Source organism: Rhodococcus sp. BH5 (assembly GCF_027583855.1).
GTDB lineage: Bacteria > Actinomycetota > Actinomycetes > Mycobacteriales > Mycobacteriaceae > Rhodococcus_F > Rhodococcus_F qingshengii.
Map to the genome: position 1 here is coordinate 18,663 of NZ_JAJHVW010000017.1, position 21,522 is coordinate 40,184.

Here is a 21,522-nt window from a genome sequence, read left to right on the forward strand (position 1 = left end):
TGTGTGCGTGGAGCTAGTGGAGAGGTCACGAGTTCAGCACCCACTGCACTTCGATGATCAGGTTGGCGAATCCGTGGGCAGCGATTGCCGGCCACAGTGAACGGGTGTACAGGGCGAGGACTGTGAACAGTGCGCCGCCGATGAACGCCGACACCACATTGCCGAACCGAACTTCAGGTGAGCGAAAGCGAAGAGCACGAGCATGACCGAGGCAACCGACAGAATCAGAACACGATTCGTCGGTTTCCAACGCTGGACGGCGAGGACGCCGGACCGGTGCAGAATCTCCTCCGGTAGTGCTGCGTGGAGGAAAGCCCCGGTCACTGCGGTGAAGATTCCACCCCGGATCAGAAATTCCTTCCGAGTCTCGTTCGCGGCGATGGTGTCCGGATCGGTGACCGGAAACCACGTATCCAGATTCACGCCATATGCGAAGAGTAGATAGTTTCCGATCGCGACGAGAATCGGAATCAGGAGAACCCACAACCCGATCCTTCTCCACGCAGACATCTGCGAGTTCGGTCGCGGCATGACAAAGCCCAACCACCGGATCGACCGCACCCAGGTGACGCGCAGCGAGCGGGCCACCGATCGGATGCGCGGCCAACGGCCGCCGGCTTTTGCTTTTGCGATCGGCGGGATAAGAGCAAACACCAACCAAAACAGCCACGAGAGAAACGCGTCTTTGAGGTTCTCGCGAGTGGGGTCGTCCACGGCATACGCAGCGTTGTGAATCGCGTAGCCCAGTAGCACCGTGGACAAGAACCGAATCTGCGTACGCGCCGGAATCAACCGGTACCACGCGTCCCTCATCAGTTCGTAGCGCGAGCGAACAACAGTGAGCGGCGTCGTCCCCGAGCGAACAGCCGGTGTGGTCACCGCGCGGCGTCCTAAGCGCTCTTCTGCTCACCGGATTCAGAGGCCGGCGAAGTTTCGATCTTCTTCGTCACCGGCTTCTTCGTCGCCGTTCGCTTGGCTGCTGACTTCCGTGCAGCCGGCACACGCCACTGTTTGATCGACGCTTCGGTGAACCCGACACGGAGCGCTTCGTTGATCGCGGCGTCGAGGTTGCCGACGTTGGCGGCGTCCTTGCGGGCGAACTCCTCGCGAGTGTCGAGCAGTTCCTTGTGTGCGGTTGCCACCACACGGATGATCTTCATCTTCTCTTCGGCTTCCGCCTTGATAGCTGCGTCGAGTGCGTCGAAGTCTGGTGTGTTCGGTGTCGTGTTCATGCGCTACATCGTAGGAGAAATCTCGCCCGTCCGTGCACCACTGAACGTGCGCTAAGCGCAACTCGCGGAGACTCGTCCCGTTGTCCCCGGGTGGGTGTCCGGGGCGGCGTTGTGTGCACACCAGACGCGGAGCGGAGGAATCTGGTGTGTGCCCAATGCCGAGAACCCCGGTGCCCGCCTGTGGGCAACATCAACCACCCGAACTGCGTATCGACGCGCTCCGCGCGGCGCATCCTCTTTTCTCCGAGATTCGCCCACAGATCGGGACTGCTCCGATCCTCATATGGATGCCCGAGATTTCCCTCTCCGCTCCGCTGCGTCTCAGGCACCCACAATCGGGACCAGCCCCCAAATGGGGACGAATTCGAGACCGGAGGAACTCGCAGGCTCGTCCTGGCGCTTTTGAGATTTCGGGGACGAGATCCAGAACGGAAGTGACCACGAAATCTGAGCCCCGGCAGAGCAAGATAGTAACTTAGGTGCCCTAAGTTGGGTCAAGTCTTGCCGCTGCGCTCTGGACCTGAGACACTGGCGTGTAGCCCCACGTGGTGGGGGCGCTGCGCTGGGCCGAAGGGAGGCACGACGGACATGAGTGAAGACGAGGTCAGTCGACCCCGCCGGTTCCGTCGTGAACGCCGGGAGAATGTGCCGGGCGGTCGAGCTGGCCGGCACGTGGTGAAGGTGACTCCAGAGGAGGAGTCCGAGTTGCTGCGCCGTGCGCAGGAAGCGCGCATCACCGTGGCGCGGCTGATGGTCGAGTCCGCCCTGTCCGACTCCGGTGAAACTGCTACTGATCGGCGCGATCTTGCTGCGGAGTTGTTCTCCGCGTTCCGGTTGTTGTCGGCAATTTCTATCAACATCAACCAGATGGCGAAAGCCACCAACGCAACCGGAGACATCCCCGCCGAACTGAACGGCGCACTGGCGAGCGTGCGGCGTTTGGCGGACCGGATTCACGGCACCCTCGACGAGATGTTCGCGCCGTGATCGTCAAGATTTCCCGCGGCGCCAAAGTCACCGGACTGATGTCGTACCTCGCAGGTCCGGGCAAGAGCAACGAGCACACCGACCCCCATCTGGTGGCCGGTGACTACGCGATCATGGCGTGGCACGACGACAACGAACTCAGCGGTGTCGACGCTCTCGCGATCGGCAAGCAGATCGACCAACCCCGCAAAGTGTTCGGCACCGAAATCAAGATCCCGAACTACCTGCGCGACGACGCCGGCCAAGACGTTCGCGACAGTCACGACAAGAAGGTCCGCGACCCGATCGACCCTTACCGCGACGGAAATGTCTGGCACTGCTCACTCTCGCTCAAAGCCGACGAAGGCGAGCTGACGGACGAGCAGTGGAACAAGATCGCCACCGAGTTCATGGACGAAATGGGTTTCACCGACACATCCGGCCGCAGCCCTGCGAGGTGGGTCGCCGTCCGCCACGGAGTGTCCGCAAAAGGCAACGACCACATCCACATCGCCGCATCCGCCGTGCGCGAAGACGGCACCAAAGTCAACCTCTACCGTGACTGGAAACGAGCCAGCGTCGCGGCCGCACGCATTGAGCGTGAACACGGTCTCGCTGTCATCGAATCCCGTCAAAACGAGACCGGCGAACGCGGATACCACCGAGCTGAAAATGCCCGCGCAGTACGCAATGGACAGACCGAACTCGACCGCGATCTCCTCGCCCGCCGTGTGCGTGCATGCTCGACATCGTCGAAGTCCGAAGCTGAATTCGTACGCCGACTTCGCGGGCAAGGGCTGATCGTCCGGCCCCGATTCGCCTCCGGCCGTGATGACGTCGTGGTCGGCTACAAGGTCGCCGTCAGACCCGACCGCGAAGCCACCGGAGCTGATGCAAAGCCGATCTTCTACGGCGGCGGTCATCTAGCAAAAGACTTGACTCTCCCCCGCCTCCGCAAGGAATGGGAAGACACCCCTGCGGCATCGTTAGAGGCCGTCGACGAATGGCGCAGCGCACGGCGCGAGCGCCCCGCCGCGCGACCCGGACGTGAAGCGAAAATGCTCGACCCGAAACTGCTCGAGCGAGCCGGCCGGGACATCGCAGCCTGGAACAAATACCTTGCTTCGATTCCCGTCACCGACCGAGCACAGTGGGCACGCGCGGCGGGACGCACGGCTGGCGTTTTCGACGCATGGTCAGTCCGCACCGAAGCCACACCCGGACCCCTTGCCCACGCTGCGAAACAACTAGCTCGATCCTCACAGATCCCCGCACATCAGCACGCCCCGAAGAGAGCAGGCGTCGTCTCGGCCGGGGGTGCGGCCCTGATCTTGATGCAAACAAGTCCACAGCTCGGCAAGGCCGCGTCGTACGCGCTGCTGCTGCGTCAACTGATCAAGTCAGTTGAAGCGATCGCCGCCGCACATCGTGCAGTCGGCGACTTGAGTCGGGCGCGTGACCTCGAGATGACTGTGCGCGGCGAACTCGAAGCGATTCATCGTCTGATGCCCCAACCTCGCGCCGGTGTCAAGCAGGTCGAATCCGAGGGCAGCGTCGCAGTGCTCGAACGGCCGGCGTCGGAAGAGAAGACGACGACGGAACCGGCGTCGTCGCCCGAACAAGCTGGCAGCGATGCCGCCACGCTTGCCGCCGGTGACTTCCCGGTTTCCGCACGCGAAGCAGCAAAGCGCGAGCCGTCTCCACTCCCCTCGCGACTCGATCCCCAACGGGAGCAGACCCGAGCGGGAAGAAACCGGGACCACGGCCCCCAGCGCTGATGCCCGCTCAGAAGACCCGGAATCATCTTGGGCACGGCGATCGGTGGTCCTATCTCAATAGGTTTGGCAGCGCCTTGTCGATTTCCCGTGCGAACGACTCGTCCGGATCGAAGGGCCACCCGTTGTAGCGGTAAGTGAGCGACAGGCCGTTGTAGATCGCCATCACCGCCAGTTGGGTAAGCGAGGAGAGGAAACCAGGATCCATGATCAGTGTCGATCTTCCGATCGGGCCATTTCTGCTTGCTTCGAATCGACGGAGCATCCGCAGTCTGTAGAGCGTCGGGTGAGTACCGTTGGACAGTAGATCGTAATAGCCGTCTTTCTGTTTGGGGCCGCTAAATCCAACAGCGCCGTTGTTCTCCCACAGAGTGAACAACTGCACCACAGCGTCGGTCGGCCCCACTCGTTGCTCACCGTGGATGACTCGGCGATTGAGATCGTGATCATCCGCGAAGTTGTCTTTGATCTCCGCACGGACCCGTTTGAAACGGTCCGTTGCAGTTACGGTGTAAGGCGAATTTTTCCTCATGAGTCTGCCTGCCACCTTTTTCTGCTCTTCGTTGCTCTGATCCTCTTCGAGGTATGCCCGCGCCAATCGCTTTTGCGGGGTCGGCCCCGATTGAACCCAGGAAGCGCGGGCACAGCACTCGACCACCGCCCGCACGAGCATGTCGCCAGACATGACTACCTCACTGGATTCGCACAATGCTGCGAGGGCGGCGCAATGGTGTCCAGCCATGTCGAGGTAGGTCGCGACAACCTCGTTGACCCAGACAGATGGAGGGGTGGAGTAGTTGGCACTCGCGGTGATGTCAATCTCACCCCGGGAACCGGGTAGCGGAGTCCACTGATGGGTCGCAACAATGCCGTGGATCTGTTCGCGACATTGACTCAGTAGTGCCGCGTGGGCAGCAAGTTGTACCTTGGTCTCCGGCGCGGTCGTAATCGAATATGGCATGGACAGAATGTAAGGCGGTTGCCGATGCGACCGAGCTGGTTTCGAATCCCGGTTACGTTGGAAAGAAACCGGCCCGATCCGAGCCTGCGGTTCCGAAGGCGTATATCGCAGCGTCCGGGTCTAAGTCTTCAGGCGGGTCGCCGTTCTCGATTACGATGATTTGGCTCTCGAAATCGTTGAGGCCTTTGTAGAAATGTTCAACGACACGAGGCGTCAGTTGGGTGTCGCCAGGTTCGCGATAGGTGAGAACCGGCGAGTCCAAAACGATGAATCCAGGATGTGGATGACCGCGCGTGGCCGCGTATTGAGCTAGGGCCGCGGTGAACGCCGCATGAATGACAGACCGCATTCCCTTGCCCCTGCTGGTGCGAGCACGTCCGTCGACGCTGATCTCAGCAGTTGATTGATCGTAGTGGACAAGGTTGTCCCCCGGGACCTGCCATGACTGCAATATCCGGTGAATCATGAGTTCGAACTCATGGAGGTCTTTGGTGGGTATGCCATCGACTCGAGCGGGAGGGGGTGTCTCTGGTGCGCTTGACAACTCAGCCTTCAGGTCTTCGAGTCGTTGGATCTGAGCATGCACGGCCAGATCAGTTTGAATCGTTGACCGGAGCGATAGGTCCTCTTGGTGGTCAGATCTCAACGGAGTCAGACGTGCCTCGATGTGTCCGAGTGCGAGGTTGAGACGTTTTGTTTGGTCAAGACTGTTGGCGTATTCCTCGTCTAGTCCGTTCAACTGACCGTCAAGATCTTCGATGGTGCTGAGAAGGTCGGTGCGAAGCTCGGTTGTTTTTCGCATCTCCGCTATGACCGCAGCTTGGAGACTGGTGGTCTCGTCGAGTTGGTGGCCGATCTGTTGATGCTCGGGTGCAGCCCCACAGAAAACACATGGCCCAGTCTGGAAATATCCGAGGAGGTTTCCGGCTTCGGCCACCATTTCCAGGCGATCCAGATCTGACTCGTATTGCCGTCGAAGCAGATCGAATCGGGCTATCAGTGTTCGAACCTCGCGGGCGCGTTGCCGATTGCGAGTGCCCCACTCGTCAAGTGCGCGCGTTTGGTTCAAAAGGGGGGCGCGTTGCGAAACTAGTTCTCCGACCGAACTTGATGCCTCGGACAGCGTCATTTCCACACGTACGAGTCGTTTCTGAAGTTCGGCTTCCGATGTTTCGGTAGTGAGGCTGCTTCGGGTGCTGGTGATGACCTGGTCGAGTAGGTCGATCTTTCCTTTGCCGACCTTTTTCTCCACCTCGCTCGCCCCCTCTACGACCTTGTGCTGGTCTTGTCCGGTCAGGAGGTACTTGAACACCGACTTTTCGGCGGTAACGCTTGTAGGTACTCCGCTTGCAAGGACAGGTGATCGAGGCGCGGCCATTTGCGTTTCGCTGATGATGGACAGGTGAGCTAGGTAGCGAAAACTCAGCGAGATTAGCTCGCCGCGTTGATTTTTCAAAAGCTGCCGACCGTCAGCTCCGATCAGTTGGAGCAGGTAGCGTGAAATGTTCTTCTCGGATTTCGCACTGTGTTTTATGGCCAGTGTTTTCTCCGGGGGAGCGGCTCGGAGCGTGCGAATATCCTGGGAGAAAATATCGACTTTTGTGTCGTCAAAAGACCGCGAGAGCGTGACGACTCGCCCTTCGTCCAGGCGAAGGCCCAGCAGTATGTGGGTGTAGCCCTCCGCCTCGGTAATTTGCTTGATTTTCGTAGCACCGAGAACGTAGTCGATGGCCTCTACGATGAAGGATTTACCACGGTCCGAGGCACCGTAGATGACGGTGAGATGATCTCCGAATTCCACTGTCGCCGGTTGCATCCCGGGGCCGACGATAGTGAGATGGAGCAACGTCATGGAGCTCATCGATCTTCGATCTCCCTCTGAGATGGGCCAGTGAAGAGTGCACGATCGGCCCAGCTTTGGGTGATCATTTTCATGCTGCGGCGAACGTCTGTTTCTTCAGAAAAGTAGGTCGAAATCAACCACTCCGCGCGCTTCCTGAGCTGATGTAGGTAGGGTGCTTCGAGTACAGAAAGAAAGCTGAAGGCTTCGTCTGTTGCGGTATACAGAAAACCGTCCTCGGTAGCGGCTATTTCAGCGAGATCAGCGCGCATCAGGACCGTGAGGCCTTGCTCGATGAGCTTGCGGCGGAGGGCCATTTCGCCCGGGCTGATCGGCAGTTCTGGGTGGAGACTGTCCGGGCCACCATCCAAGTTGCCACTGTGGAGAACTGCGTGGTCGAAGTACACGAGCTCTGCAAGATCCATCCTCCGGGGGAACACTTCCGTTAGCAGAACCAACGTGCGGATTCCCGCCTCCACCGGGCTGTTCAAAGGATTCACTCGGACTCCTCTTTGCACCAAGTCAGCTTGTCGGCGTTCGCTAGATGGTGGCACATGCCTTTGAGGTCGAGGTTCGTGACTGCTGGAGCGAGGATATTACCGGGATTGGGAGTGTGCCCTGTGGCTGCGATCAGGACGGCAGCAAGCCTCTCGTACCCCAGACTGAATTCCCGATCTTCAATCTCGATCAGCGCTTCGAACAAATCGGCTTCGACTGCTTCGTACGTCTCGTCCGGGACGCTGTCACGGGCGAATACCCGCAGCGCTTCTGCGCTGTAGAACGCTTTTCGCTGCCGAACCAGATGCGCCTGCGTCTTAGTGTTCGTACGAGCCTCGTGGAGATTCGTCAGGTTCAGCCCGTACTTCTCGTTGTAGGCGGCCAGTAGCTTTTGTACGTAAACTGATTCTTTCGATTGCTGCGCTGTTGGGGGCGCCTCGACTGCTGGGCGCGTTTTCAGCGGTGTCGGAAAACGTCGAGCATGATGAGGCGTTTTCTTATGCAGTTCGATGATCTCATCGATATCGCGGGCCTCGAACATGGAGAAGTCCGTGACGTTGGCGAGAGCTTCGACAGCGGCGTAGTCGGCAGCGCTCAAACCAACGCCCAGTTTGGAATCGGACTTTTTCCAGGCTTTGAGAAACTCGGCCTTGAGCGTGCTCGAATTGGCCAAGTACCGTGTCAACGAGGGCCCCATTTTTGGGGCCACGAAGATATATCTAGTTGGAAGCTCATATATGCCTTGGACCTTCGCGGCGAATATTTTTACCATCTCGGGCCATGCGTCTGAGGGCAGGAGCGCCTTCTCGTAATGCTTACATTGGAAGCAATGCCACTCGCCGGCGGTGCCGTGTTGGCTCAGGCATGCTGCGACATCCGCGCCCCGGTCGCCTGCCCCTCCCATGCGAGTAACGAGTGCGTATGGCTCCCGGAGTTCTCGGACCCACTCGATAGTGAAATTTTCCCACTCCTCGTCGGAGTAGGTGATCAGATATTGCTTCGGGGTCAGTACGGGTGCTCCTTGCATGGCTGGTGCAAGGATCACAACGGGCGGTGAGCCCGCTTCTGGGATATTTGCAAAGGTCGGTAACTTGTCTCCTGTTTGCAATCCGACCTCGGTCATATCCCTCCCACAATAAACGGAAAAGTTGGTTTCTCGTGACGTAGTCATACCACTGGCGTGGGGCGTGGTCATCCACAGTGGCATGCTGACTCGACGTCGGGCTGGCCGTGCTGGGATCCCTTAACGCAATCATCTACCTGCAGGGGACGCGGGGACGTCATCGCTCTCCAGCTTCGGCGAGGTTCATGACAGCTGCGTGAGATAGTCGTCCAGTGGTAACGACAGGCGCGACCCCTGCATCAGATCAGGGTTCATCAGAGGGCAAGCCCGTGAAAGACCGGGCGCGGCAGTACAACATTGCCACGTTCCTGCTGGCCCCACCGACTGCGGGCACGTTCATCTTGATGCGAACCAGCGAAGGGACGTTCCAGGCATCGATGTATGTGGCAGCAGCTGTATTTGGTCTGGCCGTATCGGCCGTTACTTTCTTCAAATCTCGCAACGAGTCCGCCGTTAAGGAGGATCTCCGGAGGCAACAGGAGAAGGCCCAAGTTCAGGTATCGGATGTCGAGTTCCGGGCGAAAACCCAGATGAATGGCACACTGTTGGGCGTCGCTGACCGCCTTCGGGCCGTAGCGGCGACCACCGCGCTGAAGAAGCCAGATATTTCTGGATTCAGGTCGGACGCGGTGCAGGCAGCAGGGTTATTGCTCTCGAACGAGGCTCCTCGGGTTGCCTACTTCGTGGTCTCCAATCCGACAGCCGCAAATGGTCGGGAGATGACGCGAGACGCCACTTTCGGTCCTCTTCGCCTTGACGAGTTCACCAGCACCTTTATCGAGAACGATGAGACGGACTCGAATGTTTGGGAGCTGCTCAAGGCCGACGATGCCGACTATCAGCCCGACATTAAGTTGCACACTCCAAAGGGGTTCGACACCAACCGTCAACGCGCGTACCGCTCTTACGTTTCCGTCGCGGTTCGTGTCGAGGGGATCGAATTCGGGATGTTGACAGCCAACACTCGCGAGGTGGACGGGTTCAGCCCTGTCGACATCGCCATGCTGCGAGTGGTGGCCCGACTGCTGGCGGCGGGCGAGGCGGCAGCAATGACGTCGAAAGATCTCAACGCCGCGCGGGCGAGCAACAACACAGTCGAAACCCCGACCTCCATCAGTATGATCGAGCTAAAGGAGGCTGACGACGATGACGACAACGAGTAACCCGAGTCCCGAAATGCAGCAAATCCTCGAACGAGCATTCGCCGACGCAGTCCGCGAACGCGACAACCCCGATGTCGAGAAAGTCGAACGCGATCGCGCCCGACTCCATCGGTGGGTCAAGCGGGTCAGCAACACTCCGTCTACCGCTGCAAGTTAAAGCGCGGAACCGCCCAGAAGCTCCAGAACAGCTTGTGCGCGCACCGCCTGCGACCGGGCGTGCCATGACAGTGCAGACCCTCAAACGAAATCAGGACCCACACCCGAATCCGGGTGTGGGTCCTGATTTCGTTCGGTGTCTCATCCTTGTCGTAAGTCCTCGATATACGTCAGCGTCGTGGGTGAGGCGTCAAGTTCCGTCGCCGCGTAGTCGCCTTCCCTCGTATCCCCGAATTGCACGATCACCAGTGCCCGTTCGGGAATGAAGTCGTCACCGGACGGGGACGGTGGAAACATCGTCTCGACCCACTCCCGGTCGAAGGGTTCGTCGCCGGCAACGACGAATCGCCGCGCATTTCCATGCGAGATCGTCAACAAGTCATCAGCCCACAGACGGAGCACTCGCTCGGCAGGGGGCTCGACCCAGCCGCCGAACCCGTACTCGGGATGGGCGAAGTCGAAACCGGAACCGGGCGGCACCGATAGAGCGATCGCCGGCATCCGTACGTTGGCGTTGCCCCGCGGCCGCATGATCGCATGATTGAAGGTGCCGACCATCAAGGTCAGCGCGACGTCGTCGGTTACGAATTGTCCGTACGTTTCGTGGTTGGCCAGGCGTGGCCACGGCGGGGGTTCCGTTGTGGCTTTTGTCGGTTCGGATGACCTCTCGCCATCGTGCTGTGCTGTGCGTCGTTTGAACGGCCACATCGGTCGATCTCCTTCGTAGATAGGGGGCCCGGCTATCGGCCGGTGTGTTGGCGTTCTTGGCTGCGGCCCTTGCTCGGACGTCCTTTCCTGGCGGCTGGCGGTTTACCTGTCCCGGTCTGCACCGCTCCTCGGGGATGCTTGGCCTGGTCGAGGTCGGCCGTCATCCGGGCCCCGATCGTTTCCTTGTCCACTCCTCCGGCGTTCATGTCGGCGGCGAGGGCATCGCGACGTTCAGCCGAGTCGTACTCGGCTTCCGCGGCCGCCCGATGAGCGTCTGCGTCTTCGGCGATTTCAGTTTCGGCCGGCGTACCTTCGGCTTCCGTCGCCGTCTTGTCGAGCCGATCGGCTTCGGTCATCAGCTCGGAAGCCTTCACGTTCTCGCGTTCGGCGAGTTCCTGTTCGGCGACAGCGGCCCGCTTGGCTTCTTCGGCCTTCTGGAGCAGGTTCTCGATTTCTCGCGGGTCGATCCCGGGGGCGCCCGCATCTATTCCGTACCGTGTCTGGACTTCCTTGCGGATGCGATCTGCGGCATCGGCCGCGGGCTGCGAGTGGTCCTGCCAGCCGCGGGCCTGCTGCCAGCTGTCGGCGATCTGCGCATGGGAAGCGTCCTCCCACCAGCGGTCCGTCATCACCGGACGTAGCTGCGCCTCAATCGCACTGCGCTCAGCGACGAGCCGCTCACGCAGTTCACGGGCCGCCTGCACGCTTTTGGCTTCGGCGTCGCGGATCTGCTTCTCACGTGCGCGACCCATCTGCTCTGCGAGACGGGACGCAGACTGCAAACCGACCCGGAACATGCGCGTGAGCTCTTGATTGACCTCACCGATTTCGTCGTGCTCTGACATCAGTTGTTGCCTTCCTTGTGGGGTGACGCCGCTGTGGGCGCGGATTCAGGGGAGAGACGCATGTCGGGGAACATCGACGACGGTGCGGGTTCAATCGGCAAGGGCACGATCGCGAAGTCGCCGCCGGCATGACCGCTGCGGACCGAGCACGCTTTGAACGTGCCCTCTGGATCGAAAAGCTGCGCCATGTGGTGGTCGGCGTGATCGCGCCACCACACACTCATCCCGGTCGAGGGATCCAGGCGCAGACGCTCCCATGCGCGCCACAGGGCTTCCAACCGGGAGATAGCTTCGGCATGTTTCCACCACTGCGTGCACCAGTTCCTTGACGACCCCTCGATCACCTCACGCCGATAGACAGGGGCGATCCGTTCGCGCACGAACTCCTCCACAGATCCGAACACCAGCTCCGGCTCTGCCGGCTGCTCCGACTCCGGTTCCGGATCGGCGAGTGAAATCTCGAGCTGCGCCAGCAACCGGGCCGCCGCCGCGGCTTCGAGTCGCGCGTACAGCTCCGGAGTGAGGATTTCCGCCCACTTCGCTTCAGCGATCGCGTCGGCTTCCTTCTGGATGCGTTTGAGAACTGCCTTGCCGACCATCGCCTCGAGGTTCTCGCTCAGCGGCGCTTCGACGTTCGGTTCATCTCCTCCGCTTAGGGGCGTGTACGCGGATGGGGGTAGATAGTCCGCATCTTCCGGCGGCAGATAGTCAGCCTCACCCGGATCGAAATCGTCCTCCGGTGGTGGCTCGAACGGCGCGTTCACAGCGACACCGCCTCACGCGCAGCTCCCGCGTGGTCTGGCTTGAGCCATTCGGACAGGCCTTCTTCTGCTTCCGCCAACGTCGCCGGGGCTGCCGGATCGTGGGCTTCGATTGACGCCCTGATCTGGTCGGCGTGCGGGCCGGCCATCCACGGCGCCGTCCGTACGATCACAGGCCGGTTACCGGAGGAACGTACGATCGCCCGGCCACGTGGCAGTGCTTCGAGTTCGGATTCGGTGAACGTACGAACTTTGGTGCGCTGCTTGGAAGTGGATCGGCCTTGCGAGGAGGCTGTGACCGACCCGGTGATCTCCCAATGGTCACCGATCGCGGTGGACATGTCCCGAAGGAACACCCCGTCATCGACGGCGACACCACCGCCGTAGACCTTGACGTTCGCCGCCGACCACAGTTTCTTCATTCCGCGTTCGCCCCACACCTCCACACCCTGTGACCAGGACTGCAAGATCGCCATGATGATGATTCCGCGTGAACCGTAGTGGCTGTAGAGGCTAGGCAGTTTGGACCAGCGCACGACGTTGGCGACCTCGTCGAGAGGAGCGACGAGAGGAACAGGCAGACGTCCCTTCGGTGAGGTGGTCGCGATTTCTTCGGCTGCGTCGATCACGGCGACGGTCAACGCCGTGACCAGTGGGCCGGCCGAACCGTTGCCCTCGCGGGAAAGGCTGTAGAGCGTGCCTCCGGAACGGACGAATTCGCGAGGATCGAAATGCGGCCGCGGATCGGACAAACCGTCCGATGTCACCCAGGGATGAATCGTCCTGATCTTGAGTGAGCGGATCATCTTCTTGGCAGTACCGAACACACCGCCGCGTTGTTTGTCGGGTGCGTTGTACTGCCCGGCCAGGCCGTCGGCCTGCAATCCGTACCCATGTTGGCGAAGGATCTTCACCGCTTCCTGGTTCTGCACGTCCGTGACCCACGTATATGCCTGTGTGATCGGGCGGCGATCGAGTGCCGCAGCCAGGAACAGTGCCGCTAACAGGTCCTTTCCTTCCGGATCGAAGAATGCGTCCGTCTTCGCTTCGAGTCCGTCGTCACCGGAGGCGAAATGATCGGCCAGGTCGGCGGCCCTGACTTCGTCGGTCACCCACGTGAGCGGATTCCACCACCAGCTCGGTTCCTCATTGGCGACCCTCTGCGGATCGAACACCCAGACTTGCGAGCCCATTGCCGCTCGAACGTCGCGGGTCGCGTCGACGACATCGCGCTTGTTCGAGGTGGTCAGGACTGCGCCGGGAGCATCGAGAACTGCGGGGATGACGCGACTGGTCGACTTACCGGTGCGAGGACCCCAAATATCGACGTGCAGGTCCTCCCAGCTGCCGCGCAACATCGGGGCGGACCCGAACACCGGCTTGCTCGGCAGCAACAGGTACCCGAGCTGGATGCCGACAACGTCGTCGGGACGGAGCCACACCTGCAAGGATTCGGCTTTTGCCCGGCATGCTTGTTCCGTCAACGAAGCGATGTCGCGACCGCGGCCCATGTACTTGGCCAGCTCGTCGACGCGGGTGCTGTCCCGCTTGCGCAGGATCAACAACCACATGCCCACTGCGACCAGCACGATCAACGCCAAGGCGAAGGCAATCGCCACTACGCTCGCGCCGGACTCCCACACGAGATCGCCCTTGATCAAGCCCGCGACCATCGCCATCGGATTGACCGGAACATCCTGCTCGGTGCCGAACTGCATCGCGACGGAGGCGCCGACGACGCCGGCAACCGCGATCCCGGCGCACACACCGAGCACCTCGAACGCCACGTCACCTTGACTGGGATCACGCACAGAACCCTTACTCATGACTGATCTCCGTTACTGTCGACGGCGGCACTGACGGGGGAAGTGAGTATTCGTCGAAACATGGTGGTTACTACCAACTTTCGGATTTACGTGTTGTCCGTCGGTATCTCGACGACGGTGGTCAATGTGACGGCGTAACCGGGCCGCGGCCTGCTTGTCAACGATGTTCCCGTTACTCGAGCGGGGATGACGGTGTGTGAATGGCCTTGTACTGCAACGAAACGGTGTTTCGTTTCGAGGTCGGCGACCAGGTCGTGCATCTTCTGTACCGCACTCTGCAATGCGGCCGACGGCTCACCGACTTCGGTGGCGGTGCTGTAGAGGAAGATATGCGTCATTTACAGGCCTCTGTTCGCGGCGATCAGTCCACGGTTCACTTCGCGTAGTGCTTCGAGTTCGACGCGGAGGGAATGTATCTCGGAATCCGGGGCGCACGGTTGCGGTTTCACGGCGTCCGCGCCTTCCCGCTGCCGTAGCCATGCCCGCACGGTGGAGGTGTGGATCCCGGTATCGGCGGAGACACGCTCGATGGTCGCCCACAGAGACGGATACTGAGGGCGCAGCTTGTCGACCAAAACTACTGTGGCACTGCGCACCTCTGCTCCGTAGCGGTTGCCGCGGGTGCTGCGTTTGCCGCTCATGCCGCATTGTCCTTCGCTGTCTGTGCCGCGTATCCGGCGTCGGTGGCGTCGACGAACCGACTGTCGGTGTCGTGCCACTGGTATTTCAGTTCCGTGGGGGTCAGGACGGTCTCGAAACGGTGCCCCGGAATGCGTTCGGTGCCCTGTTTGAGCAGGAAAAACCCTCGGCCTGGGGGTGGTCCTGGCTTTTCGAGTTGGGCGTCGTAGCCGGCTGGGGACGACAGCGCGGAGACCCATGCCTTGTCTGCGCGGGTGAACGGAATGATGGAGTCGAGTTTGTCCATCTCGTCCGAGGTCAGGGCTCCCACGATCAACGCTCCGGCGCGTTCGATGAAGCCCTTGGCCTTCATGATGTCGAAGTCCATTTCGAGCGATTCGAGGTCCTTGACGGTGTGGGTGATCATCACCAGCGCCGTTCCGACGGTGCGGGTCAGGCGGGTGAGGGCGTCGACGCGGCTGACCATTCCAGGGCCGGCGAGGACTCGCCAGAATTCGTCGAGCACCGCCAGGAAGAGCAACCGGTCGCGAAGTCCGCAATCGGCGAGGACGTGTGCGGCTTCGATGGCGCCGAATCCGTCCTCCCAGCATGCGGCCATCACCGCAGCTTCGAGCTTGGTGTCACCGTGGCTGAGCGCTGAAATGTCCACGCACACACCGGTCGGTCGATCCTCGCCGGTGAAGTCGATCGGGGTGGTCGTCTGCTGGGAGAACACCTCACCGAGATCGCCGTCGAGCAGCGCGGACAATGTCTCGAGGAGGGATTCGACCTTGGCGAGGTACTTGTCCTTGTCGCGGGTGTACGCCTTGCGCATCAACTCTTCCGGCGGGTTCTCGATCAACGTGAGCAGATCCGAGATCAGCGGCGGGTTGTCGTATCCGAAACGGGGGTCCTTTTCGAGTAGGCGCAGCGCCGCGGTGATGATGTTGCGTTCGGCCTGTGTCAGCGCTGTTCCGCGCTCGATTTCGCACAGCGACTGCATCACGCGCTTGCGGCGTTGGTGAACCTGTTTGATCACTTTCTTCTGCAAGTCGGGGAAGTCCGCGAGCAGCGGAATCACCGACCCGAGAGCTCCGATCGCGAGCGGGTTGAGGTACCCCTCGCCGTGTCCCAGGCGCACGATCTTGCCGCGATCGCCGCAGATGATTTCGATTTCCTTGGTGAAGTCGGGTTTGGTGTCGGCGAACACGAACGGGATGTGACCTTGGGCGATGCCGCCGCTGACGAGTTTGCGGCCCACCGTGGACTTGCCGTTACTGGGGAGGGCGAGCATGAACACGCTGGGGGTGTTCTGTCGGCGTGAACGGTAGGTGGCGGTGATCGGGTCGTAGTGGAACGAGATGCCGTCGGGATCTTTCCCGAGCGGGGTTCCGACCATTGGATAGGTGCTGCCTACTACCCACGGGGAGAGCCCACATGCCTGCACACTGGTGCCGCGGAACTCCGGCGGCTTGGGTACGACGCCCATCTTGCCGCCGCCGTGGCCGGCGAAACCGCGGTCGGTGAGTTTGGGGGCGCGTCGCCATTTCGGTTCGGTTCGGGAAGGGTCGCGTGCGAGTTCGGCGGCTTTCGCTGCTGCCTTCTCGTCTGCGATGCGTTGTTTTTCCTCTGCCTGGCGGCGTTTGCGTGCCGCTGCCATCGGATCGCGTAGGGAAGCATTCTGCTTCTTGCGTCCGGGTTCGTACGTGCCGGTCAGGTCTGCGATCCGGCGGCGCAACATCAAACTCATCGTTTTCTCCTGTCGGTGGTGGTCGGCCGGTTCAGGCCTGCAAGGTTTTCGCCGTCGTTGCGTGGTCTTGGAGATAGACCCCGACTCCGACGCCCGAGAGAAATGCCGCTGCCTGGTATCGCCATGCGGGCCGTACCTTCGTCGAGCACCCGGCGACCAGGGATTCGATCGTGTCGGCCTGAATGTCGAGCTGGGCTTCGGTACTTGCCGACGCGGTGACGATCAGCGAGACCGCTGTCGCGCCGGCACCGTTGCCGACCTCGACGCGAGTACGGTCTGCTGCCTTGACCTTGAGGTCTGCGCGGACCGACCCGATACCGCGTTGGGCATTGCGTTCACCGACTGCGTAGACGTAGCCGCTCTCGACTGCGTTCACGGCGTCGGCCGGGGACATCGGCCGGTGAATCAGTGTCACGCGCTTGCGCGGGACGTCGCCGTGACCTTCGAGAAGTGCTTTGAGAATCCGTTCGTTGCGGGCACCGGACGGGGGTGCGTTCATCACCCAGGTCCGCGAGGCCGCGCCTTCGTGGAAGTAGGTGTTTTTGGTTTCCTCGGCCGTCATCGGGCCGGCATCGAGCCAGTCGACGTACATCTCTCCGCTGCGCAGTGACGATTCCACCTCGGCTTCGACAACCGGGCGGGGATCGTATGCGCGGCGCACGACTGCGGAGATTTCGTGATCGGACATCGGGACAGCGGTCACGCGGAAGGTGCCGAGGTTCGCGCAGATCGACGGAAGGCGTTCTGCCAGATCGGCAATCATCGCCATCGGATCCTTGCGTTTGGCTTCCGTGTTCGCGGTGAAGGTGAGCGCCATGTGGGTGTGCAGCTGGATTCCGTGACGTACGCCGGTGCCCGATTCGCGGACCACCGCTTGTGCGAGTTCAGAGGTGCCGGGTTTGCACAGTCGCGTGATTTCCGCGTCTTGCCGAGCGCCGGTCTCCGGGAGGGTTTCGATGATGGTGGCGATCGCTTCGATGTCCGGCGTCTGTCCGCTGAGGTTGATGAACTCTCCCCAGTTGGCGACGTCGAGGTCGACCTGCCCCTGTTCGACGCCTTTGTATCCGGGCACAGAGCAACGCAGCCTGATCGTGTACTGATGCAGTTTCGGTAGATGACTCATTCCGAATCGTCGACCCAGTTTGTCGATGCCCCACCACATTTCGATCGGAGCGCCGATTCCCGGGACTCGGGTTCGGCCTCCGGGCGCGTTCGAGAGAGAACCAGCGCGCAGGATGTGCTGGCCGCGCCGACGTTGCTTGCTCCACCCGGTGAGTTCAGTGGCGAATTCGTACCCTGACTTGCCGCCGATGCGTGCAGCGAGCGGCGCCCAGGTCAGCACCACTACGCCGAGGATCACCGCTCCGGAGATGAAGAACCCGGCGAGCAGTGCAACGATGCCGGCCACGATGCCCGACGCGAAGACGTAGAACATTTTCTTCGACACACCGAACAGGTACGTCGAGGGGGCTTCGTGAAGACCGCCGTAGGTGTTGGGGCGGGCCGGTGCTTCGGTGCTCATAGCTGCTCCTTGAGGATGGAATCAATGAGGTCGAACGGTGCGGTGTGGCGTGCGCTCATCCGGATCGCCCACCTTGCGGCTCGTCCGGAACGTCCGCTCCCCCACTTGCTCCGGCGGCGCTGTCGCCGATCGTCGATGCGACGGCGCCCATAGCGCTGCCGATCCGGTCGGAGACTTCCTGCCCGACGGCGACGGCCGCGCCGACAGGACCAGCGGCCGCGGCCGCGCCGGAAGCTGCACCGCCGGATGCTGCTCCGGATGCGCCACCGGATGCTGCTCCGGACGAACCGCTCGCGGTCGCTGCCCCAGAGGGACCGCTCGATGCGGCTTCTGTGCCACCGCCCGAGGGCGCCGGTGAGCTCGACCCGGATGAGGGGGTGCTGGAGCCGGTCGGTTCCGTACTCGGGCCGCCTTGAACGCTCGACGACGAGGAGGACCCGGAATCCTGTTCAGCCGAGGAGGACATCGACTGGATCATCGAAGCGCCCATACTCGCGCCGGTCGCGGCGAGCATGCCGCCCAGCACCGCGCCGCCGTTGCCGCCGGCCATCGAACCCATCGCCGGAACGATCAGTCTCGCCAACGCCGGCATCGTCAGGCACGAGAGTGTCAGCAGGATCATTCCGGCGAAGACACCTTGTGCGTCGGTAGCACCGGCGGCCGAGAGGAAAGCGATCCCGTACACGCTGGAAGCGACGAACGGGAACAGTGCGAACACCACCGCCCAATTCCGTAGTTTCGTCCAGGCCTGCATTCCGGCGCTGCCGATTCCTGATGCGGCGGCCGCGATCGGTGCCCATCCGAGGACGAGGCGCAGCATCGCGATCTGCATCATGATGAACACCGCTTGCACGGCGGTTCCGACGATGCCCAAGATCGCGAAGACGAAGATCAAGCCCGGACCCAGGAGAGGGCCGACTTCGGCGACGGCGAGGAGTTTGTTCGCCGCTTCGTCGATGTTCTCTCCGACCATCGCTTGAACCAGCCACACACCCGCTGCTCGGGAGAGTTCGTCGCCGGCGAGGATGAGCGGAACTAGAGTCCAGGACGCGAACACTGTGCGGGTCAACATCATTGCCGTTTCTTCGGCATGTTGCTGTGCCAGACGCGATTTGGCCCAGGCGAGTTTGAGTGCGGAGATCCCGACCGAGATCATGAACGCCGCTATCTGGAATATTCGCAAGAATTGGTGCACTTGCCAGACGGTGTTCTCGGTGTCACTGTTTCCGACCGCGCCGGTGACCGAGTTGGTCATCCACCACGTCAGCATGAAAGTGATGCCCTTTTTCCAACCGTCGAGGAACACTTCGGCGGCCTTGCCGACGCCCGATTTCCACATCCCGTCGGCGAACTCGCCGGCCGCGTCTTGCGGATTGGCAACAGCAGTGCCCAAGTCGCAGAACCGCTCGAGGAACCCACCGACAACTGGTACGGAATCACCGACGTCGCGGCAACCGGCATACATGTCGTCGTCAGCCGGCGCCTGCCCGGTTTCCGAAGTACCCGGATCATCTGCCGGGGGCTGGGCATGCCCGAGCGCGACCGGCCCGAAGACCAGCACCGCCAGGAGCAGAGCCGCGATCGCAGCCAGACGCTTCACCATTGGGTCCACCCCGTCAGCGAAGTGATCGTCTGCGGCGGAAGCTGGGTGGACGGGCGACGGATCTTCCAATCACCGTCCTGCCAGACGACCTCGAAGCGAGTGGTGAACCAAGATCCCGGAATCTTGTCGCGGGCCGCGACCTCCACGACCGCGAACGAATTGTCAGCGCTCCAACCGGAAATCTTGAATGCCGCCGGGATGTACTGAGGGGGCAGCTGGCTCCAATCGATCCACTTCTTCGGCGCCCACGACGCCTTGTTCCCCCGTGTCGAGGGTTCGATCTGGTTGTCGAAGACCGCATCGAGTGATTCCTGGTCCATGACCGTCCGCATGCTGATCTGCCAGGCAGCGAGCGCAGCGCCCTGAGGGGTGCGAGCGAAACCCGTGGCCAATGGGCCATCTACTCGAGTGGGACCGTCGGAGGTCGAGAACGGCAGGATGAACGGACCGACTTGCTGCCACATCAACCCCTCCGGAGCTGCTACCGGGTCACCTTCCTTGAACGAGGGGCGATCTGCCGGCGACTGCGGCAACGCCTGACCACGCGGGTTGAGCGGGTTGGCGATCACGCGCCCGAACAGATCCGCCGACGGAACGCCGAACGCAGTGCCGCTGTCGGGTTTTGCGGGTGCCGTCGCTGGCGGCTGGGTGGAAGTGGGGGCGCCGCTGCCGGCGGAATCGTCGTCGCGGGTGACGGCGATGACCACGGCGACGGCCACAACCACCGCGAGAAGCGCGCAGAACACGGCAGCGGCGATCCCGGTCGTGCGGCTGGTCGCCAACCACTCGCCGGTGCGGCGAAGGCGCGATCCTTCTGTGGTCTCGCGGGGTTCGGTGCGGTTACTCACGGGTGGCTCCTGAAAAGTCGGGGGAAGATCAGTCGGCGTAGGAGAAGGCGGTGTATCCGTCGAGCGAGGTCAACGGCACTGGATCGGTGGGCGCAGCTTCGGAGGTCTCGGGCTGCGGATCAGGGAGAGTGATCTTCCAATCGCCGTTTTGCCAGATCAGCGAGGTCGGCGATGCAGACAGTGCAGCGTCCGGCATCCGTGTGGCCAGCCACACCACGGCTTCGTCGGGGCTGTAGTCCTCGATGCGGAATCCGGCGAACTGGGCTGTCTGCGCAGGATCGGCTTCGGTGGTGATGGAGGTCATCACCCGCGCCACGGCGTACGCGTCACGGCCCCGGCCAGGGGCGGTCAGCAGTTGTGCGGTCTGTGCCCAGGTCTCGTCCGGTGCGAGTGCGAGACGGCTCTGGCCCTGAATGGCGGCCATCACCACCCCTTGGGGTGTTCGGCTGTATCCGAACGGGATCTTCGCCGAAATGCTTGTCGGTCCGTCGACCGCGGAGACAGGGACAGCGACACCGCGGTAGCTCTCCCACGTCACCTGCTGCGGCGCTGCGCTGGTGTCGACCGCCGCGGCGGTGCCGGTTCCGGGGTCCTCCTCCGGCGATCCGCACGCGGTGGCCACCGACAGCGCGAGAGCTGCGGCGACGAGAGCGCCGACGAGGCGGTAACGGTGAATTGCCATGATTTCCTTCTTTTTTCGCAAAGTGAGTAGTGGAATCGAGACGGGCTAGATGAGGAGCCATCCCGCCCACGTGATTGCGGAGGCGGTGACGATGGCGCCGATGGCGATCGAGATCAACCGCCGGATTCCGGGGCCGGTGACTTCGCCGTCGTCGAAGCGGTGCGCGACTTCGACACCGGCGCGCATCGCGGCGACGATCAGACCGGCGGCGACGAACCAGAGGAACACGCCGAGCATCTGCCCGAGCGGGACCAGCACGTCTTCGCCGGGCATCTTGATGCCGCCGCCTGCGGCCAGTATCGAAGTACTCACTCCATGAACCAGGTGACGTACGAGGCGGCGGAGGACGTGATGATCGCGCCGACGGCGACACCGACCACCATCATCTTTTCGCCGCGTCCAGCGGTGCCGTCGGCGAACGACTGGGCGAACTTGACGCCGGCCATCATTCCCAGTCCGATCAGGAAAGCTGTTGCCGCCCACAGGCCGACGCCGAGCAGGACCTGAAACTTGTCGCCTGACGGCGGAGTGGTCATCTGAACGTCGATCACGTCCCCGCCCTGTCCAGGCGAGGGGAAGGGCGCGGGCTGCTGAGCGAGGATGTAGGTGTTGAGGGTGTGGAGTGCGTTCATGAGAAAGTGCCTT

23 protein-coding genes are annotated in these 21,522 nt (G+C 61.9%); 4 read left to right on the plus strand and 19 right to left on the minus strand.

Annotated elements, in window-relative coordinates; all coding sequences use genetic code 11:
- Positions 1 to 25: 25 nt before the first annotated feature.
- Both RhoBH5_RS28480 and RhoBH5_RS28485 read right to left on the minus strand, forming a co-directional pair.
- Positions 26 to 910 carry a CPBP family intramembrane glutamic endopeptidase gene (locus RhoBH5_RS28480; RefSeq protein WP_442972475.1) on the minus strand — a complete coding sequence of 295 codons (885 nt, stop codon included), beginning with the start codon at positions 908 to 910 and terminating at the stop codon, positions 26 to 28.
- Positions 891 to 1,232 carry a hypothetical protein gene (locus RhoBH5_RS28485; RefSeq protein ID WP_270009068.1) on the minus strand — a complete coding sequence of 114 codons (342 nt, stop codon included), beginning with the start codon at positions 1,230 to 1,232 and terminating at the stop codon, positions 891 to 893. The genes RhoBH5_RS28480 and RhoBH5_RS28485 overlap by 20 nt, the downstream gene beginning before the upstream one ends.
- A 588-nt stretch (positions 1,233 to 1,820) precedes the next feature.
- Between RhoBH5_RS28485 and RhoBH5_RS28490 the strand changes: the two genes are divergently transcribed.
- Positions 1,821 to 2,219, plus strand: coding sequence for a plasmid mobilization protein (locus tag RhoBH5_RS28490; protein ID WP_270009069.1), 399 nt, complete (start codon positions 1,821 to 1,823; stop codon positions 2,217 to 2,219).
- Positions 2,216 to 3,976: a relaxase/mobilization nuclease domain-containing protein gene (locus RhoBH5_RS28495; protein ID WP_270009070.1), complete on the plus strand. Its 1,761-nt coding sequence runs from the start codon at positions 2,216 to 2,218 to the stop codon at positions 3,974 to 3,976. The genes RhoBH5_RS28490 and RhoBH5_RS28495 overlap by 4 nt, the downstream gene beginning before the upstream one ends.
- Positions 3,977 to 4,025: 49 nt before the next feature.
- Here RhoBH5_RS28495 and RhoBH5_RS28500 read toward each other — a convergent pair whose 3' ends face one another.
- The 4 genes from RhoBH5_RS28500 to RhoBH5_RS28515 form a co-directional block, all read right to left on the minus strand.
- A complete protein-coding gene (locus RhoBH5_RS28500; protein WP_270009071.1) occupies positions 4,026 to 4,658 on the minus strand; it encodes a hypothetical protein in 633 nt (210 codons plus the stop codon).
- 328 nt (positions 4,659 to 4,986) lie between these two features.
- Complete coding sequence (locus tag RhoBH5_RS28505; RefSeq protein WP_270009072.1) at positions 4,987 to 6,795, minus strand: ATP-binding protein; 1,809 nt, start codon at positions 6,793 to 6,795, stop codon at positions 4,987 to 4,989.
- The gene (locus RhoBH5_RS28510; protein WP_020971516.1) at positions 6,792 to 7,274 is read right to left on the minus strand and encodes an ABC-three component system middle component 2; all 483 of its coding nucleotides are present in this window, start codon (positions 7,272 to 7,274) and stop codon (positions 6,792 to 6,794) included. The genes RhoBH5_RS28505 and RhoBH5_RS28510 overlap by 4 nt, the downstream gene beginning before the upstream one ends.
- The gene (locus RhoBH5_RS28515) at positions 7,271 to 8,395 is read right to left on the minus strand and encodes an ABC-three component system protein (RefSeq protein ID WP_024488017.1); all 1,125 of its coding nucleotides are present in this window, start codon (positions 8,393 to 8,395) and stop codon (positions 7,271 to 7,273) included. The genes RhoBH5_RS28510 and RhoBH5_RS28515 overlap by 4 nt, the downstream gene beginning before the upstream one ends.
- 212 nt (positions 8,396 to 8,607) lie before the next feature.
- Between RhoBH5_RS28515 and RhoBH5_RS28520 the strand changes: the two genes are divergently transcribed.
- Together RhoBH5_RS28520 and RhoBH5_RS28525 are read left to right on the plus strand one after the other, a co-directional pair.
- The gene (locus RhoBH5_RS28520; RefSeq protein ID WP_270009073.1) at positions 8,608 to 9,558 is read left to right on the plus strand and encodes a hypothetical protein; all 951 of its coding nucleotides are present in this window, start codon (positions 8,608 to 8,610) and stop codon (positions 9,556 to 9,558) included.
- The gene (locus RhoBH5_RS28525) at positions 9,542 to 9,715 is read left to right on the plus strand and encodes a hypothetical protein (protein WP_155250638.1); all 174 of its coding nucleotides are present in this window, start codon (positions 9,542 to 9,544) and stop codon (positions 9,713 to 9,715) included. Before RhoBH5_RS28520 ends, RhoBH5_RS28525 begins: the two co-directional genes overlap by 17 nt.
- Before the next feature lie 140 nt (positions 9,716 to 9,855).
- Here RhoBH5_RS28525 and RhoBH5_RS28530 read toward each other — a convergent pair whose 3' ends face one another.
- The 13 genes from RhoBH5_RS28530 to RhoBH5_RS28590 form a co-directional block, all read right to left on the minus strand.
- Entirely contained in the window at positions 9,856 to 10,422 is a 567-nt protein-coding gene (locus RhoBH5_RS28530) for a hypothetical protein (RefSeq protein WP_270009074.1), read from the minus strand.
- Positions 10,423 to 10,454: 32 nt separating this feature from the next.
- Entirely contained in the window at positions 10,455 to 11,267 is an 813-nt protein-coding gene (locus RhoBH5_RS28535) for a hypothetical protein (RefSeq protein ID WP_270009075.1), read from the minus strand.
- Complete coding sequence (locus RhoBH5_RS28540; RefSeq protein WP_270009076.1) at positions 11,267 to 12,031, minus strand: DUF4913 domain-containing protein; 765 nt, start codon at positions 12,029 to 12,031, stop codon at positions 11,267 to 11,269. The genes RhoBH5_RS28535 and RhoBH5_RS28540 overlap by 1 nt, the downstream gene beginning before the upstream one ends.
- On the minus strand, positions 12,028 to 13,854 hold the full coding sequence (locus RhoBH5_RS28545) for a type IV secretory system conjugative DNA transfer family protein (protein ID WP_270009077.1): 1,827 nt from the start codon (positions 13,852 to 13,854) through the stop codon (positions 12,028 to 12,030). Before RhoBH5_RS28545 ends, RhoBH5_RS28540 begins: the two co-directional genes overlap by 4 nt.
- Positions 13,855 to 13,940: 86 nt before the next feature.
- Positions 13,941 to 14,192, minus strand: a complete 252-nt coding sequence (locus RhoBH5_RS28550) for a hypothetical protein (protein ID WP_020971509.1) — start codon at positions 14,190 to 14,192, stop codon at positions 13,941 to 13,943.
- On the minus strand, positions 14,193 to 14,495 hold the full coding sequence (locus tag RhoBH5_RS28555) for a hypothetical protein (protein WP_270009078.1): 303 nt from the start codon (positions 14,493 to 14,495) through the stop codon (positions 14,193 to 14,195). It lies immediately after the preceding gene.
- A complete protein-coding gene (locus tag RhoBH5_RS28560; RefSeq protein WP_019750039.1) occupies positions 14,492 to 16,222 on the minus strand; it encodes a hypothetical protein in 1,731 nt (576 codons plus the stop codon). Before RhoBH5_RS28560 ends, RhoBH5_RS28555 begins: the two co-directional genes overlap by 4 nt.
- Before the next feature lie 31 nt (positions 16,223 to 16,253).
- On the minus strand, positions 16,254 to 17,744 hold the full coding sequence (locus tag RhoBH5_RS28565; RefSeq protein ID WP_019750040.1) for an SCO6880 family protein: 1,491 nt from the start codon (positions 17,742 to 17,744) through the stop codon (positions 16,254 to 16,256).
- A gap of 55 nt (positions 17,745 to 17,799) precedes the next feature.
- Positions 17,800 to 19,347 (minus strand): hypothetical protein, encoded by a 1,548-nt coding sequence (locus tag RhoBH5_RS28570; RefSeq protein ID WP_270009079.1) that lies wholly within the window; start codon positions 19,345 to 19,347, stop codon positions 17,800 to 17,802.
- Positions 19,341 to 20,195, minus strand: a complete 855-nt coding sequence (locus RhoBH5_RS28575; RefSeq protein ID WP_270009080.1) for a hypothetical protein — start codon at positions 20,193 to 20,195, stop codon at positions 19,341 to 19,343. The genes RhoBH5_RS28570 and RhoBH5_RS28575 overlap by 7 nt, the downstream gene beginning before the upstream one ends.
- A 28-nt stretch (positions 20,196 to 20,223) precedes the next feature.
- Positions 20,224 to 20,877, minus strand: coding sequence for a hypothetical protein (locus RhoBH5_RS28580; RefSeq protein WP_270009081.1), 654 nt, complete (start codon positions 20,875 to 20,877; stop codon positions 20,224 to 20,226).
- A gap of 45 nt (positions 20,878 to 20,922) precedes the next feature.
- Positions 20,923 to 21,189 carry a hypothetical protein gene (locus tag RhoBH5_RS28585; RefSeq protein ID WP_019750044.1) on the minus strand — a complete coding sequence of 89 codons (267 nt, stop codon included), beginning with the start codon at positions 21,187 to 21,189 and terminating at the stop codon, positions 20,923 to 20,925.
- Positions 21,186 to 21,509 carry a hypothetical protein gene (locus tag RhoBH5_RS28590; RefSeq protein ID WP_042925324.1) on the minus strand — a complete coding sequence of 108 codons (324 nt, stop codon included), beginning with the start codon at positions 21,507 to 21,509 and terminating at the stop codon, positions 21,186 to 21,188. Before RhoBH5_RS28590 ends, RhoBH5_RS28585 begins: the two co-directional genes overlap by 4 nt.
- Positions 21,510 to 21,522: the final 13 nt, after the last annotated feature.